This window comes from Larkinella fluvii (genome assembly GCF_051857545.1).
In the GTDB taxonomy this organism is placed as follows: Bacteria; Bacteroidota; Bacteroidia; order Cytophagales; family Spirosomataceae; genus Larkinella.
Genome location: NZ_JBPZHB010000008.1, coordinates 334,651 through 350,240, shown reverse-complemented (window position 1 = coordinate 350,240; position 15,590 = coordinate 334,651). Strand labels below are relative to the sequence as shown.

The following is a 15,590-nucleotide window of genomic DNA, read 5'->3' as shown; positions in this document are numbered from 1 at the left end:
TCGGTAGCCGAAAACAATCAATAGCCCTAGGCGTGCCGTGAGGTACGCGACTACTTGTTTCGTACCTATCGGCACGATGGAACCGGGAAATTACTATGTGTTTTCTACCGACGCTACGCTGTTAAAGCCCCTAACGGGGCAGGAGCGGCTCGGTTTCTCGGGTATACTGACGCTACGCTGTTGAGCCCCTAACAGGGCAGGACTGGCTCGGTTTCTCAGAGGTCTACCGACGCTGCGCTGTTAAAGCCCCTAACGGGGCGAGAACGTGCCTGACCTTTCTATCTTTACAACCCGGATGTCGTGCCTGACGGCACTTTCCACGCGTTGAATGAAGCCTTATTTCCCAAATTCTAAAGTTCGTATGAAACCAAGCCGTCTCATTCTCCTCTGCCTTCTGTTTTCAAAAACCGCCTTCGCCCAGGAGACCAATACCGTCGGCATGAAGCTGGTGACTATTCCCGCCGGGCGGTATTATAGGGGGGCGGAGGGCGAAGGCGAAAATGCCGACGAAGCCCCGGTACACCGCGTGACGATCAGCAAACCGTTCCGGATGGCGGCCACCGAGGTGACCAATGCGCAATACGAAGCGTTCGACCCTGAACATAAAAAGCTGCGCGGCAAAGCCGGTTTTTCCAAGGAAGATGACGAAGCGGTGGTATTTGTGAACTACGCCGAAGCGGTGGCTTTCTGCGACTGGCTGAGCAAAAAAGAAGGCAAACCGTATCGACTACCCACCGAAGCCGAGTGGGAATACGCCTGTCATGCCGGAACCGTTACCGACTTTTCGACGGGCCGGTTTTTACCCAGTAGCTACCAGAAAAGCCAGAAAACCGACCGGACGCCGGTGGTAGTATCATTGAAAGTGGGGCAAAATCCCGCGAATCCGTGGGGCTTGCAGGATCTGCACGGCAACGTCGAAGAGTGGTGCTCGGACTGGTATGGCCCCTACGAAGCCGCCGAACAGCGCGACCCTGTGGGCCGGGCTGCCGGTTTGTTCCGGGTGACGCGCGGAGGCAGCCATGGCACCCCGATGAACTATTTGCGGGCGACTAACCGCCTGGGCATGATTCCTGACGACAAACACTGGCTGGTGGGCTTTCGGGTGGTGCAGGCCGAAAAACCGGTTAGCCAGCCGCTTCCGGTCCTGCCGGCCAAAGCCAACGCGCAGAACGTTGCCCAAAAACCGTTTTCGTGGAAAACCGTGTCGCCTTCGCAGCCGGTTTTTCTGGAACCGATTCGTTACGCCAACAAACCGGCTTGTGATGCCGGGGTGACGTATTATTCACACAACCACCAACCCGCCCTGAGCTGGTGTCCGAACGGCGATCTGCTGGCGATCTGGTTCTCGACCGAGCGGGAATCCGGGCGTGAAATGACGGTGGTGGCCAGTCGGTTGCGCGCCGGTCAGACGCGCTGGGATGCGCCTTCCGAATTTTTCAAAGTGCCGGATCGAAACATGACCGGCAGCTCGCTTTTCCACGACGGCAAAGGAACGATTTACCACATGAACGGCGTCGAAGCCAGCGGAGACTGGCAGAATTTGGCGATGGTGTTGCGCATCAGCCGCGACAACGGCGCGACCTGGTCGGCCCCGCAACTGGTGGCCCCGGAACACGAAAAACGGCATCAGGTGATTGCCGGGCTGTTTCAGACGAAAGAAGGCTGGCTGGTGCAGGCCTGTGATGCTGATCCCAGTTCGTCGGGCGGAACGGCGGTGCACGTCAGCAAGGATGGCGGCAAAACCTGGGTAGCACCGTATACCGATCCGCAAAAACCGGATTATAAAACCGGGGCTTCCGGCGGACTGATTGCCGGGATTCACGCGGGGGTGACGCAGTTGAAAGACGGCAGTTTGATGGCGTTTGGCCGCAACGATAACGTTTCCGGTGCCGATGGGATTGCGAAAATGCCGATGAGCTTTTCGAAGGACATGGGCAAAACCTGGACGTATTCGCCCTCGGAATTTCCGCCGATTGCGGGTGGGCAACGGCTGATTTTCTACCGGCTGAACGAAGGCCCGCTGATGCTGATTGCGTTTACGCACCACCCCGAAGAACCCGACGAAACAAAGAAAGGCATGGTGTTTACCGACGCCAGCGGAAAACAGTTTAAAGGCTACGGCATGTACGCGGCCCTTTCCTTCGACGAAGGCAAAACCTGGCCGGTAAAGAAGTTGTTAACCGACGGGAAATACCGCTACCTCAACGGCGGAGCCTGGACGGGTGCGTTTGAAATGAACGCAACAAATGCCGAACCGCGCGGGTATCTGGCCCTGACCCAAACGCCTGACAATCTGATTCATCTCATCAGCAGCAGCATTCACTACCGGTTTAACCTGGCGTGGTTGCAGCAGAAGATGGTGCAGGAAGCGGCCAAGCCCTAGAAGTTTGTCGTTGGGTTGAACAAAGCCGCCCACGGTTAATTAAGATTCAAGGAAAAATCGTTCTCTGAAATAGACTACAACATGGGTCATCCCTCCGGGATTTCATGCATTCGATCTTCCGTGATTCGGTGGGCTAAACCCCACCGCTACAGCATGGGTCATCCCTCCGGGATTTTTAAATCCAAAAATCCCGGAGGGATTGAACAGCGTAGCGTCGGTAGTCAACATGGTTTTTCACGATTCCGCGTACCGTCAGGCACGCAACTATTTTTAGCAAGACGGTGGTCGCGTACCTCACGGCACGCTGGGTATGCGGTCCTTCTTGCTACCGACGCTACGCTGTGGAGCCCCTAACGGGGCAACAAACCGAACGGGTATTTCTTGAATTCTGATAAATGGGGGTGTTATTCATTAGCCGAAACTGGATTCTCGTTTTACTTTTGCGGGATGGAACCGCTTCGCATTGCCACCGCCCAGTTTGAACACCGCAACGGTGATAAGGACTATAACCTTTCGATTATCCGCCAGTTAGCCGCGCAGGCAGCCCAACAGGGTGCCGACGTCATCGCTTTTCACGAGTGTTCGATTACCGGTTATACCCACGCCCGGCACCTGTCGCGGGAGCAAATGCTGGAACTGGCCGAGCCCGTACCCGACGGCGACAGCGTTCGGGCGCTGACCGAAATTGCCCGCGAACACCAGATTGTGGTTCTGGCCGGTTTGTTCGAAAAAGACGACCAAAACCGCCTGTATAAACCGTACGTGTGCGTCGATGAAAACGGGCTGGTGGCCAAATACCGCAAACTCCATCCCTTTATCAATCCGCATGTGTTGCCGGGTGATCAATACGTCGTGTTTGAGATCAAGGGCTGGAAATGTGGCATTTTGATCTGTTACGACAACAACATCATCGAGAACGTCCGGGCCACCACGTTGCTGGGCGCCGACATCATTTTCATGCCGCACGTCACGATGGGCACGCCCTCGACCCGCCCCGGTGCCGGTTTTGTCGATCCGGTGCTCTGGGAAAACCGGGAGCAGGATCCAACCTCGCTGCGGCTCGAATTTGACGGCATGAAAGGCCGCGCCTGGTTGATGAAGTGGCTCCCGGCCCGGGCCTACGACAACGGCATTTACGTGGTTTTTTCCAACCCAATTGGCATGGACGACGATCAGCTCAAGAACGGCTGCTCAATGATTATCGACCCGTTTGGCGATGTGCTGGCCGAATGCCGGACGCTCGGCAATGACCTGGCGATGGCGGTTTGCACCCCGGAAAAGCTGACGCGGGCGGGCGGTTATCGCTACAAACTGGCCCGTCGACCCGAACTCTACCGGGACATTATCGGGCAGGAACACCAGTCGGAACAAAAAGTCGTCTGGCTCAATACCCCATCGTAAAACCCATCCGGCGGTTTTTTAAACCGGAGAAAGAATCGTTGAGATCCACGTTCAATCGACGCTGAAACCGGATAATTTTCGCAGGATATGCCAGAAAAGTGTTTCCTTTGAAACATGACAACCGGGTATTTCATCGACCTCGTCGGGACGAGTGTTTTCGCCATTTCGGGCGCCCTGTCGGCCTTGAGCAAAAAAATGTACCATGATTTATTCGGTATCTTTTTTATTGGCTTCCTGACGGCTACCGGTGGCGGTACCCTGCGTGATGTGGTGATGGGAGCTTACCCCATCGCCTGGATCAGGGACCCGAATTACCTGATCGTGATCATGGGCAGCGTCGGCGTTGCGGTTTTAGGCCGTCGGTGGTGGCTCGGGAAACTTCGCAACGCATTGCTGTTCTTCGATACGCTGGGCATCGGTATTTACACCATATTCGGCATGCAAAAAGCCCTGAGTCTGGATGTCAACCACTGGGCCGCCATTCTGTTGGGTATGATTTCGGCACTTTTCGGGGGCGTTTTGCGGGATACGCTGGTGAATGATTTGCCCCTGATTTTCGACCGGCAGATTTACGCCACCGCCTGCCTGGCCGGAGCCATCATTTACCTGATCGGCCATACGCTGGAACTCGACCCAACCATTAATTTCCTGCTTTCCGCCGGATCCATTACCCTGATTCGTCTGCTGGCCATCCGGAAAGGCTGGTCATTGCCCCGCATCGACAATCAGTGAATCGGATAGCCCAGATTGCGTTTGATTTCTTTCAGCACAAACGTACTGTTCAGGGTGCCAATATTCTCAATTTCAGACAGTTTGTATTTTACGAAGTTGTGGTATTCGTCTAAACTGCCGACGTGGATTTTCAACAGGAAGTCGACCTGTCCGGCCATGTGGTAACACTCCTGGACTTCAACCAGCTTCTTGATTTCTTCTTCAAACTTGTTGATGAAAGCCTTGTCGTGATACCGCATCGATACCTGGCAAAACGTAGTAATTGGCTGGCCCAGCAGGTTTTTATCCAAAACCGCCACATACTGTTTGATAAAACCGAGACCTTCCAGCCGTTTGATCCGTTCGTAAACCGGTGAGAGGGTCAAGCCCAGTTGGGAGGCTAGTTCTTTGGTGGTTAGTTTCGCGTCTTCCTGCAAAAGCCGCAGCAGTTTTTTGTCAATTTCATCCAGTTGTTCCATGCCGAAAATTTTTCTTTTTTCAATTCCTAAACGGGTTCCATTCAGCAATACTATCTTATCATCTATCGTATCGCAATAGAATTAACTGATTTATTTGACAAATTCCTAAAAAAAGTCTGTCGAACTATCGTTCAACAACAATGTAGACTGCTTCGGTACTTGATGAGAATAGGCAGCGGGCATCAGACAATCTGATCAGACGTGTTTGGTGAGCCAGTCCAGGATATAATCGGCGTCTTCCTTCCAGGTCGGTTGACCCAGCACGTAGTGGTTACGCCCCGGAAATTCCTTATAATCCAGTACTGAACCGTTAGGCTTATACGCTTTGAAATTCCGGTAGTTCAAATGGGCCGGGATGATGTTGTCGATTTCGCCGGAGGTGAGCAGGAGGGGAACGTGCGGTTTGGCAAAATCCACTTTGGCGGCACTGGTCAGCCCCCCGCGGGCAACGGTTTTCGATTCCGGAATCGTGTTTTCGTCGTATGCCTTTTGTTGCTCGGCCAGCGGCATGTTATTCACGAAAGCGTATTGCCAGTCTTTGAAAGACATCAGGTAGGTTTTCTTGAGCGAGGTAAACAACCCGAGGGCTTTCCAGCCGGCTTTCAGAAACGAAAATTCGTAGGGAAAAACGCCTTGTGGCGGCACGGAGTGGATGGCGACGGCGGCTGCCGCCAGATCGCGGCTCACCAGAATCTGCGTGATCAAACCGCCCAGCGAGTGTCCGATGATGATCGGTTTTTCGGGCAGGCTTTTGGCAATAGCCGCGTAGTGGTCAACGAGTTCGCCGAGGGTCAGGGCGGCCAGGTCGGTGTCGTTTGGCTGGCGGTTTCTCAACTCGGCTGCCGTGCCGTTTTTATAGGGCCAGGCCGGGGCGAGGGTTTGATAGCCTTTGCTTTCGAAATAGGCTTTCCATTCATCCCAGCCACTGTTGGTGACGAAGGCTCCGGTAACAAACAGGATGGTTTTGGTTTTACTGGCTTTCATGATCGTATCGTTTAGAAGGTATGTTTTCGTTTGTCGTTCAGCGATTTGAACAGGACAAAATTCGGCAGGATGGCGACCAATATTTTTAACCCAGGTTAAGAAAGCGAAAGCGGGCGAAAAAACTTTTCGGAGCAATCACCCAAAATTTTTACCGGAACACGTGACTTCTTCCAACTTCCTTCGTCCAACCTTATAGAAAGCCGAGAGACGGACATTCACACCACCAACCCTGCGTATTGCCATGAGAAAACCAACCCTTGCTTTGGCCGCCCTGGCCCTCTTTTTCGTTCTGGCTTCCATCGCCGGTAGTGGTGTGTTGAGTATGCTTAGCGGCCTGATTGCGGCAGGGCTGGGTATAACGGCCGGTATTGTGCAATCGGCGGAATGGGTCGACGAACACGATTACTTTATTCCAGACCCGGATGCGTCCCATGTGTCTCGCATAAAAACCCGGGCCTTGATTTCCAATACACACTGAATCGATTCCTGTTCAGTGATTGATACGCACTTTATTTAAAAGTTGATTGGGGAATTACCTCGTTGTCAACGCCCGACCATTCTTTTGCGGATGCGGCTCAGCGACGGTCCCTGAATCCCGAGGTACGAAGAAATGTGGTAGAGTGGAATGGCGTTGTAAAGATCGGGATGCTGTTCAATCAGTTCCAGATACCGTTGTTCTGGTGTTTTAAACAGGAAATCCTCGGCACGGTCCATCGCCATGTTAAACGCCCGCTCGGCCACCAGCCTTCCGAAATGCTCCCACGGTTGGGATTGCGCGTAGAGCTGGTTGATGTGGTTGATATGAATGTACAGAATGGTGGAATCGACCATCGATTCCGTGTAATAATTGCAGGGTGTCTGGTTGACAAAACTCTTGTAGGAAACGACGATCTGGTTCTGCGTGAAGAAGAAAACATTCTTTTCTTCGGCGGTTTCCTCATTCACATAATACGTCCTGAAAACTCCGTCCAGAATAAAACCGAGGTGTTTGCAGACGTTTTTGTACTCATTGTAAAACTCGCCTTTCCGGTAATGTTTCTTTTGCCAATAGGGAATGGACAAGGCAAAAGCTTCCTCATCCATTCCCGCAAACTGGTTCAGGGCATATCCCAGTAAATCGATTTCCGTCATGGCCGGTTACTTTCCTTTCGATTCTTTTTCCTTCATCAATTCCGCTCTCTGGTCGTCGCGCAGGGTGGGGTACTTGATGCCCAACTGCTCCAGGTAGGTTTTGTATTTGGTCGGATCGTAGTAATATTTCTTCAATTCCGGCTTGAATTTCGTCATGATCTCCTTATTCAGATACACGGCCGGGTATTCTTTGGGCGAGATTAGTGGTGTGTATTTGATCTCTTTCGTCTGTTCTTTGGTGTAATACTCCCACGCATTTTTGATAATTTCGGGTTTCAGCAACATATCCAGCAGCGTCATGGCTTCCGCTTTGGCACCGGCTACGACGCCCTTGTGGGCAATCGGCGTTGCCATCGAAATGGCGTTCGACCAGTGGTGGCCCGGCAAGCCCGGAATGTTGGACGGATACCGCAGTACGACCGTCGGCAACGACCACGAAATGTCGGCGATGTCGTCGGAGCCGCCACCCATGGATGTCATCACCTGACCACCCATCATGGCGGTTGGTGCCGAGGGCGATTTCATGCTGTCGAGTTTCATCGCCAGTCCTTCCACTTTCGGGGCCTGCAATTCCTTCTGCGACGCTTTGGCCAGCATCTGGTCTTCTTCCGACCAAACCGGCAGCCCTACTTTCCGGATGTTGGCGTCCATGGCTTCGGCAATCGGTTTGTTGAAGTGCCCCGGCCAGGCCGATCCCAGAATTTCGTAGGTAAACTTGGTGTCCGTCATCAAGGCTGCACCTTCCGCAATTTTAACGCCGGTTTCGTAAAGTTTCTTGATTTTGGGGTACGACCGCTCGCGGAAATAATACCAGACGGCGGCTTTCGAGGGCACCACGTTGGGCTGGTCACCGCCGTCGGAAATGACGTAATGCGACCGTTGGGTCAGTTCGAGGTGTTCGCGCCGGAAGTTCCAGCCGATGTTCATCAGTTCAACGGCATCCAGCGCACTTTTGCCCCGCCAGGGCGCACCGGCTGCGTGGGCCGCCTGTCCTTCAAACGTAAATTTTACGGATACCAGACCGTTGTTTCCCGCATCGCCGTGCGAAACGCCGAGGTTGTTGCCGACGTGCGTAAAAATACAGGCATCCACATCCTTGAAATAACCGTCGCGGACGTAGAAAGCTTTAGCACCCACCAACTCCTCGGCCACCCCCGGCCACAGCATCAGCGTCCCCGGTATTTTCTCGCGTTCCATCAGTTGCTTCACCGCCAGGGCCGCAACGATGTTCAGAGCCTGACCAGAGTTGTGGCCTTCGCCGTGGCCCGGTGCGCCTTCGACCAGCGGATCGTGGTAGGCCACCCCCGGTTTCTGGCTGGCTTTCGGAATGCAGTCGACGTCGGAACCGATGGCGATCACGGGTTTGCCGCTTCCCCAGGTTGCAATCCAGGCCGTTGGCATGTTGGCAATGCCTTTCTGTACCTTAAATCCTTCTTTTTCGAGCAAGGTCGTCAGGTATTTGAAGGTTTCTTCTTCCTGAAAACCCAGTTCCGAAAAGCTGAACAGCATGTCGTTGATCTGCTGCGCCTGGTCTTTCCGCTTGTCGATGTCGGCGACGGCTTCCTGTTTCAGACGCTCGAGTTTGTCGGGAGCCTTGGCTTTTTTCGATTGTGCTAAAAGTAACGTTGGCGTCACCAGAAGCAAAAAAATGATTTTTGTAAAGTTTTTCATGGAATAGCCAAATTTTATTTGAAGATTAGACGGCAAAGCGTTTAAATATACGGCATAAACCGGTATTCACATTTTTTTATTGACTAGAATTAGCACCAATCCGGTTTTCTAAGCCTTTATTGATCTTATACAAAATAAACGAGCAAACCAAAAAAACAGCAACTGTCTCTATTTCAGGTAAGTAAGGTCAAATTTTACTTGGTTAATTAGTTAGGATAGATGGCGCAACCGGAACCCTACAGAAAAATCAAAAATAATCCCGTAGGGATAATCCATTTTGTAGCAACCATGTTCATAGGAAAACTAAAACAATCCCGTAGGGATGACCTATCGTGTAGGTACGAAATGCACCATCCCTACGGGACTCATCTCCCTATAAGCAGATACGGTCCCTACAAAATGGAACATCCCTACGGGAAGGATGACGCAAACGAGGCTCCACAAGTGGGCTATCAAAACAACTTGCATTGCACCAACTTAACCTACCCCGGTTTGTAACTTTCATTTCCCGGTATTGGCAGAATTGTTACCTTTGCGGCTGATTTCCTGTATCGTTTCACTTGATTGATAGAAAACAAATGGAGAAAATTAAAGTGGCAAATCCGGTTGTCGAACTGGATGGTGACGAAATGACCCGAATTATCTGGAAGTTTATCAAAGACAAACTCATCCTACCCTACATCGATGTTGACATTAAATACTACGATCTGGGCGTAGAATACCGCGATGAGACCAACGACCAGGTAACGATCGATGCCGCCAATGCCATCAAAGAATACGGTGTCGGTATCAAATGCGCCACCATCACGCCCGACGAAGACCGTGTCAAAGAATTCAATCTGAAACAAATGTGGAAATCGCCGAACGGCACCATCCGGAACATTCTGGACGGTACGGTTTTCCGCGAACCTATCGTGATCAAAAACGTGCCGCGTCTGGTCACCAACTGGACGGCCCCGATCATTGTTGGTCGTCATGCCTTCGGTGACCAATACCGGGCGACGGATTTTCTGGTGCCGGGCAAAGGCAAGCTGACGATGAAGTTCGAAGGCGAAGACGGCACCGTGCAGGAATACGAAGTGTACCAGTTCCAGGGGCCGGGTGTGGCCATGGGCATGTACAACGTGGACGAATCCATCCGTGGTTTTGCCCATGCGTGTTTCAACATGGCGTTGCAGAAAAACTGGCCGCTGTACCTGTCGACCAAAAACACGATCCTGAAAAAATACGACGGTCGTTTCAAGGATATTTTCCAGGAAATTTACGAAGCCGAATTCAAGGCGAAAGGCGTTCATTACGAACACCGCCTGATCGACGACATGGTGGCATCGGCCCTGAAATGGGAAGGTAACTTTGTCTGGGCGTGTAAAAACTACGACGGTGATGTTCAGTCGGATACCGTAGCCCAGGGTTTCGGTTCACTCGGTTTGATGACGTCCGTACTGGTGACGCCCGACGGCAAAACGATGGAAGCGGAAGCGGCCCACGGGACGGTTACGCGCCACTATCGTGAACACCAGAAAGGCAACCCGACTTCGACCAACCCGATTGCCTCGATTTTTGCCTGGACGCGTGGTCTGGCTTTCCGGGGTAAACTGGACGGCAACCAGGCGCTGATCGACTTCAGCCTGGCGCTGGAAGAAGTGTGCGTTGAAACCGTTGAAAGCGGGAAAATGACGAAGGATCTGGCCTTGTCGGCGTTCCCGAGCGGCACCAAACTCGTCGCTGGTGAACACTACCTCAATACCGAAGATTTCCTGGAAGCACTGGATCAGAATCTGAAAGTGAAACTGGGTTAATCGGTAGGGTACCAACAAAATAGAAATAAAAAAATAGACCTGTCAGGTTTCAAAAACCTGACAGGTCTATTTTTTTATTTCTATTTTGTTTATTTCGCTTTGTGCTTACAACGCCCGGATTTGTAACTTTCCAGCCTACTGGCCTGCACAATCCCGGTATTCTTCCTTTAGCACCCTCCCTATGAAAAGAAACACCGCTACCTGTTTCGTCCTACTGCTGCTGGCGACGCTGGCCAATCCCGGTTTTGCGCAGAAAAAAATCGCTGTCAAAAAAGCTCCGTTGATCACCGACCGGCAGCTTTGGCTGGCCGAAATGGACAAAATGGTTCGCCCGGTTTTGCGGAGTCTGGCGCACGACAGCCTCCGCATCGTGATGCCCCAGATCACCTCCCAACGGGTCGACAACAAGGCGCAGCGGATTCAGGTGCAGTATCTGGAAGTGCTGGGACGGGTGTTGAGCGGCATAGCGCCCTGGCTGCAAGGGGAAGGCGGAACACCGGAAGAGGTGGCCCTGCGCAACCAATACCGACAGTGGACATTGCAAGGGCTGTCAAATGCGCTGGATTCGACGAAGAACGATTACCTGCGGTTCGATGTGGCCGCCCAGCAACTGGTCGATGCTTCCTTTCTGGCTTTTGCGTTTGTACGGGCACCCTGGCTTTGGGAAAACCTGGATGCGACTACCCGAAACCGACTGGTCAACGGATTTAAAACGACCCGCCGGTACCGCCCCGGTTTCTCGAACTGGCTGCTGTTTTCGGCGATGACCGAAGCCTTTTTTTGTAAATACGGCTACGAATGGGACCCCATGCGGGTGGATTATGCCCTGCAACAACTGGAGCAGTGGTATGTAGGGGATGGGATGTATTCCGACGGCACGCACTTTGCGTTCGACTACTACAACAGCTACGTCATGCAGCCCTATCTGGCCACCATTACCGGGATCATCAACGGAAAAAATGGGTCTTACAAAGATATGACGCTGAAAATAAAGAAGCGCAATGAACGCTATGCCGTCATTCAGGAGCGATTGATCAATACGGATGGCACCTTTCCCGCGACGGGTCGTTCGATCATTTACCGGGGCGCGGCTTTTCATCACCTGGCAGACATGGCCTGGCGCAAAGCCCTGCCGGAACAACTGAAACCGGCGCAGGTTCGCGGTGCCCTGACGGCGGTTCTGAAAAAAACGCTGGAGAGTCCTTCGACTTATCACAATGGCTGGCTGACCCTCGGTTTGTACGGTTCACAGCCGGACATCGCCGACGTGTACAACAACCAGGGCAGTCCCTACCTTTGCACCGCTCTTTTCCTGCCCCTTGGCTTGCCCGATTCAGACCCTTTTTGGGCCGATGCACCAGTTCAATGGAGTTCACAGAAAATCTGGAGTGGCGAAGATTTCCCCAATGATCATAGCGTCGATTTGAGGTAACTCATTTAAGACAAGATCTTTAGCAGAAAAGTCAATGGACAGGCTAACCCCGGAGGGATTTTCTGTCAATAGAGACCGTCTTATTCTTCGTCATTTCAGCCCCAGGCGGGGCGTTCTAATGGCTATTTCGGTGTTTGAGGCCGCCCCTGTCGGGGCTTATACACTGACTGGGCCTGCGTAGCTATTGACAGAAAACCCCTTCGGGGTAAAATGGTGATTGAATTCATAAAACTGCTGCAAAAATGGCCTTTAGGCTAGGTCGGTTTTTCGGGGTTACCTGACGAATAGGCTGTAGCAGGCAACCGCTTTACTTCCGTTTCCGGCCGTTGTAATTCCCGGTATACTTGTTGGTGCTTTCTTTTTTGGCACTTCCCAAAAGCCGTTCGAGCAAATCCGGGCGGTTGAGCTTGGTCAGCCGGTCGCGAATCCAGTTTTTGTATTCCGGTTTGTACCAGAAGAAATAATTATTCTGGTTCTTTTTTTCCTCCCGGGTTTTGGCGGTTTTCACCGGTTTCAGTGTGTACGGATGAACGCCGGAGTAATAGATCACCTCGGCTACCGTCATCGGTGTGGGCGTAAAGTCCTGCACCTGTTCGAGTTGGAAACCGAGGTCCTTGGTTTCGGCGGCCAGATTGGCCATGTCCTGTTCTTCACAGCCGGGGTGCGACGAAATGAAGTACGGAATCAGCGGCTGCTTGAGGTTAAACTTTTCCTGAATCTTGTCGTATTTCTCCTTGAAGAGCTTGAAGTACTTGAACGACGGTTTTCGCATCACCCGCAGCGTATCGTCCGACGTATGCTCGGGCGCGACCTTCAACCGGCCCGATACGTGGCGCGTAACCAGTTGCTCCATGTATTCGTCGTGGTTGCCGTCGGCGTTGTTTTTATTGAAATCATCGACCAGCAAATCGTAGCGTACGCCCGAACCCACAAATGCCTTTTTGATGGCGGGGTGGGCGTCCACTTTGCGATACAACTCCGTCATCGGTTTGTGCGATGTATCGAGATTCGAGCAAATCACCGGGTGAATGCAACTCGGGCTTTGGCACCGGGCGCAGATCGACTCGTCTTTGCCCTTCATCTTGTACATATTGGCCGATGGCCCGCCCAAATCCGAGATGTAGCCTTTGAATTCGGGATGCTTCGTAATTTCTTCGACTTCTTTCAGTACCGACTTTTCGCTCCGCGAGGCTACAAACTTGCCCTGGTGCGCCGAAATGGTGCAGAAACTACAGCCGCCAAAACAACCCCGGTGCATGTTGACCGAGAACTTGATCATCTCGTAGGACGGAATCGGCCCCCGTTTTTTGTATTTCGGGTGCGGCAGGCGGGTGTAGGGTAAATCGAACGACTGGTCGATTTCGGCTTCCTCCATCGTCTTGAACGGCGGGTTGATCACCAGAATCTGGTCGCCGACTTTCTGGAGAATCCGGTTGGCCTGCCACTTGTTCGACTCCACCTCCACAATTTTGAAGTTGGCCGCATACTTGATTTTATCTTCCAGACAGACCTCGTGGCTCGCCAGTTCAACCGAACTCCACGCATTGTAATCGCGTAATTCGGTGCTGGCATCGTGCAGAAAAGCCACCTGATTGATGTTCCGCATCGACGAAAACGGCACACCCTGCCGCGCCAGTTTCAGGATTTCGCGCAGGGGTTGCTCGCCCATACCGTATACCAACATATCAGCCCCGGCATCTACCAGAATCGATGGCATCAGTTTGTCCTGCCAGTAGTCGTAATGGGTTACCCGACGCAAAGAGGCCTCGATGCCGCCGAGCAAAACCGGCACATCGGGGTAGATTTCTTTCAGAATTTTGGTATACACAATGGTGGCATAGTCGGGCCGGAAACCCGCTTCACCGCCGGGCGTATAGGAGTCGTTGGAGCGCAGGCGTTTGTTGGCCGTATAGTGGTTGACCATCGAATCCATACAACCCGCCGTCACGCCAAAGAAGTATTTGGGCTTGCCAAACTTCCGGAAATCGCGCAGGTCGTCTTTCCAGTTGGGCTGGGCAATAATGGCGACCCGAAAGCCTTCACTTTCCATGATACGGCCAATCACGGCGGTTCCAAAAGCCGGATGGTCTACGTAAGCATCCCCTGAAACAAGCACAATATCAACTTCATCCCAGCCTCTTTTTTCGACTTCTTTCATCGTCAGAGGCAACCAGTCTGTCAGGGGTCTTTCAATCATGAGCACGTGAATTAGCTATCTCAGAACCATCGAAATTACGAAATAATTCATTCAAAGCCCTAATCTATCGTGGATTGCAACTGCTCTACGGCTTGGCGTGCCGCATTTCCAGCCCCACCGACGTCCGGGGTTTGAAACCTGTCCACGGTTCGGTCGTGGCGGTTTCCGGCAGATCCAGGTACTTCGCGTAGTCGAGTTTCTTGAGGTGAATGCCCAGAAAGGCGGTGACAAAATGCTGGTTGATGTTGTTGATCCGGCGTTCGTTCCAGGCCGGTTCCGAAAAATGCTGGTAATCGTCGAGCGGCTGGCCGGGTTTCAGCGTGGCGGCCGGGGGTGGGTTAGGAGCCACGTTGTGCCGGGCGTTGACGTAGGTCAGCAAATACCGGTCGGCGTTGACGGCGCCGTCGTAAATGGCTTTGATGCCTTTTTCGTACCCCGAAACGTCGTCTTTGCTGCCAGCCACAAACAGCGTCGGCCCGGTCAGACCCGCCAGCCCTTCGGCATCCCAAACGCCCCGCTCCATGCCCCAGGGCGCAAACGCCACCGTAGCTTTGATGCGCGGGTCAATCGAGGCTTTGTAGCCGGGATCGCTCAGGGTGCGGGTTTGCAGGGCCGTGCTGCCCCCCGCCAACTGACCGAAGAACTTAACCGCCTGCGCGCTATACCCGGCGCCCATCACATTGAGCGCGCCGTAGCCCCCCATCGAATAGCCGATTAGGGCGGTATTGTCGGTGTCGACTAAACCGCTCAGAAAACTTTTGGCGGTTTTAGCACCCAGCCGCGCCATTTCGTTCAGCACAAACAGGTCGTCGAGCGAGCGGTTGAGCAGGGTACTCTGAAAACCGGCCAGATCCTGATAGGTCGATTCGGTGTGGCCAATGGCGACCACGACGTAGCCTTTTGACGCCAGATTTTCCGTCAGATACGTCAGCAACAGCCGCGAACCCGGATACCCGTGCGACACAATAACCAGCGGATAGGCACCCCCGGCCGGATCGGGATCGGCTTCACGCAAGGACCGGCCGCCAAACGTAAACGGCACCAGCGGCCGTTTGGGATCGTTGGCGCGGCCCAGCGCGTCTTCGTAGGTGACGAGTTGCGATTTTCCCGCCGGTATTTTGGCGGGATACCAGACTTCCACCGTCAAGGGCCGGTCATACAGCGGACTTTTGCCTTCTTTGGTATGCAGCACATCGACCTGCGCCGTGTGAATGAGTTTCAAGGTTCGAACACCAACGGCATGGGGGCCGCGCGGGGCCAGCTCGGGGGCGTCGGGCAGAAGGTCACCGGGCAGAAAAGCATCGGTGGCTGGCTGAGCGTGGGTCAGAAGGCCGACGCCCAGAAACAGAATGAGGAGCAGGTTTTTCAAGGTGGGAGTTGGTTTATAGAGATTGGGTTGTTT

The 15,590-nt window shown here is 53.1% G+C and carries 12 protein-coding genes; 6 read left to right on the top strand and 6 right to left on the bottom strand.

Annotation, left to right across the window (positions count from 1 at the left end; translation table 11 throughout):
• Window positions 1–361: 361 nt before the first annotated feature.
• From ACS5NO_RS22495 to ACS5NO_RS22485, 3 genes are all read left to right on the top strand, one after another.
• Complete coding sequence (locus ACS5NO_RS22495) at window positions 362–2,383, top strand: SUMF1/EgtB/PvdO family nonheme iron enzyme (RefSeq protein WP_439417218.1); 2,022 nt, start codon at window positions 362–364, stop codon at window positions 2,381–2,383.
• Window positions 2,384–2,830: 447 nt separating this feature from the next.
• Window positions 2,831–3,784 (top strand): nitrilase family protein, encoded by a 954-nt coding sequence (locus tag ACS5NO_RS22490; protein WP_439417217.1) that lies wholly within the window; start codon window positions 2,831–2,833, stop codon window positions 3,782–3,784.
• 114 nt (window positions 3,785–3,898) lie between these two features.
• The gene (locus tag ACS5NO_RS22485) at window positions 3,899–4,516 is read left to right on the top strand and encodes a trimeric intracellular cation channel family protein (RefSeq protein ID WP_439417216.1); all 618 of its coding nucleotides are present in this window, start codon (window positions 3,899–3,901) and stop codon (window positions 4,514–4,516) included.
• Here the strand turns inward: ACS5NO_RS22485 and ACS5NO_RS22480 are convergent.
• Both ACS5NO_RS22480 and ACS5NO_RS22475 read right to left on the bottom strand, forming a co-directional pair.
• Window positions 4,510–4,974: an Lrp/AsnC family transcriptional regulator gene (locus tag ACS5NO_RS22480; protein WP_114408801.1), complete on the bottom strand. Its 465-nt coding sequence runs from the start codon at window positions 4,972–4,974 to the stop codon at window positions 4,510–4,512. The two genes, ACS5NO_RS22485 and ACS5NO_RS22480, sit on opposite strands and share 7 nt — an antisense overlap.
• Before the next feature lie 195 nt (window positions 4,975–5,169).
• Window positions 5,170–5,958 (bottom strand): alpha/beta hydrolase, encoded by a 789-nt coding sequence (locus ACS5NO_RS22475; protein ID WP_439417215.1) that lies wholly within the window; start codon window positions 5,956–5,958, stop codon window positions 5,170–5,172.
• Window positions 5,959–6,199: 241 nt separating this feature from the next.
• Between ACS5NO_RS22475 and ACS5NO_RS22470 the strand changes: the two genes are divergently transcribed.
• On the top strand, window positions 6,200–6,436 hold the full coding sequence (locus ACS5NO_RS22470) for a hypothetical protein (RefSeq protein WP_439417214.1): 237 nt from the start codon (window positions 6,200–6,202) through the stop codon (window positions 6,434–6,436).
• 65 nt (window positions 6,437–6,501) lie between these two features.
• On the opposite strand, the gene ACS5NO_RS22465 is transcribed toward ACS5NO_RS22470, so the two are convergent.
• Window positions 6,502–7,089 (bottom strand): Crp/Fnr family transcriptional regulator, encoded by a 588-nt coding sequence (locus ACS5NO_RS22465; RefSeq protein ID WP_439417213.1) that lies wholly within the window; start codon window positions 7,087–7,089, stop codon window positions 6,502–6,504.
• A 6-nt stretch (window positions 7,090–7,095) separates the two neighbouring features.
• Window positions 7,096–8,760 carry an amidohydrolase gene (locus ACS5NO_RS22460; protein WP_439417212.1) on the bottom strand — a complete coding sequence of 555 codons (1,665 nt, stop codon included), beginning with the start codon at window positions 8,758–8,760 and terminating at the stop codon, window positions 7,096–7,098.
• Window positions 8,761–9,338: 578 nt separating this feature from the next.
• Between ACS5NO_RS22460 and ACS5NO_RS22455 the strand changes: the two genes are divergently transcribed.
• Entirely contained in the window at window positions 9,339–10,559 is a 1,221-nt protein-coding gene (locus ACS5NO_RS22455; protein WP_114408808.1) for an NADP-dependent isocitrate dehydrogenase, read from the top strand.
• Between the two features lie 181 nt (window positions 10,560–10,740).
• Entirely contained in the window at window positions 10,741–11,991 is a 1,251-nt protein-coding gene (locus tag ACS5NO_RS22450) for a DUF2264 domain-containing protein (protein ID WP_439417211.1), read from the top strand.
• A 307-nt stretch (window positions 11,992–12,298) separates the two neighbouring features.
• Here the strand turns inward: ACS5NO_RS22450 and ACS5NO_RS22445 are convergent, their stop codons facing one another.
• Complete coding sequence (locus tag ACS5NO_RS22445) at window positions 12,299–14,188, bottom strand: YgiQ family radical SAM protein (RefSeq protein WP_439417210.1); 1,890 nt, start codon at window positions 14,186–14,188, stop codon at window positions 12,299–12,301.
• Between the two features lie 85 nt (window positions 14,189–14,273).
• Window positions 14,274–15,557 carry an alpha/beta hydrolase family protein gene (locus ACS5NO_RS22440; protein ID WP_439417209.1) on the bottom strand — a complete coding sequence of 428 codons (1,284 nt, stop codon included), beginning with the start codon at window positions 15,555–15,557 and terminating at the stop codon, window positions 14,274–14,276.
• Window positions 15,558–15,590: the final 33 nt, after the last annotated feature.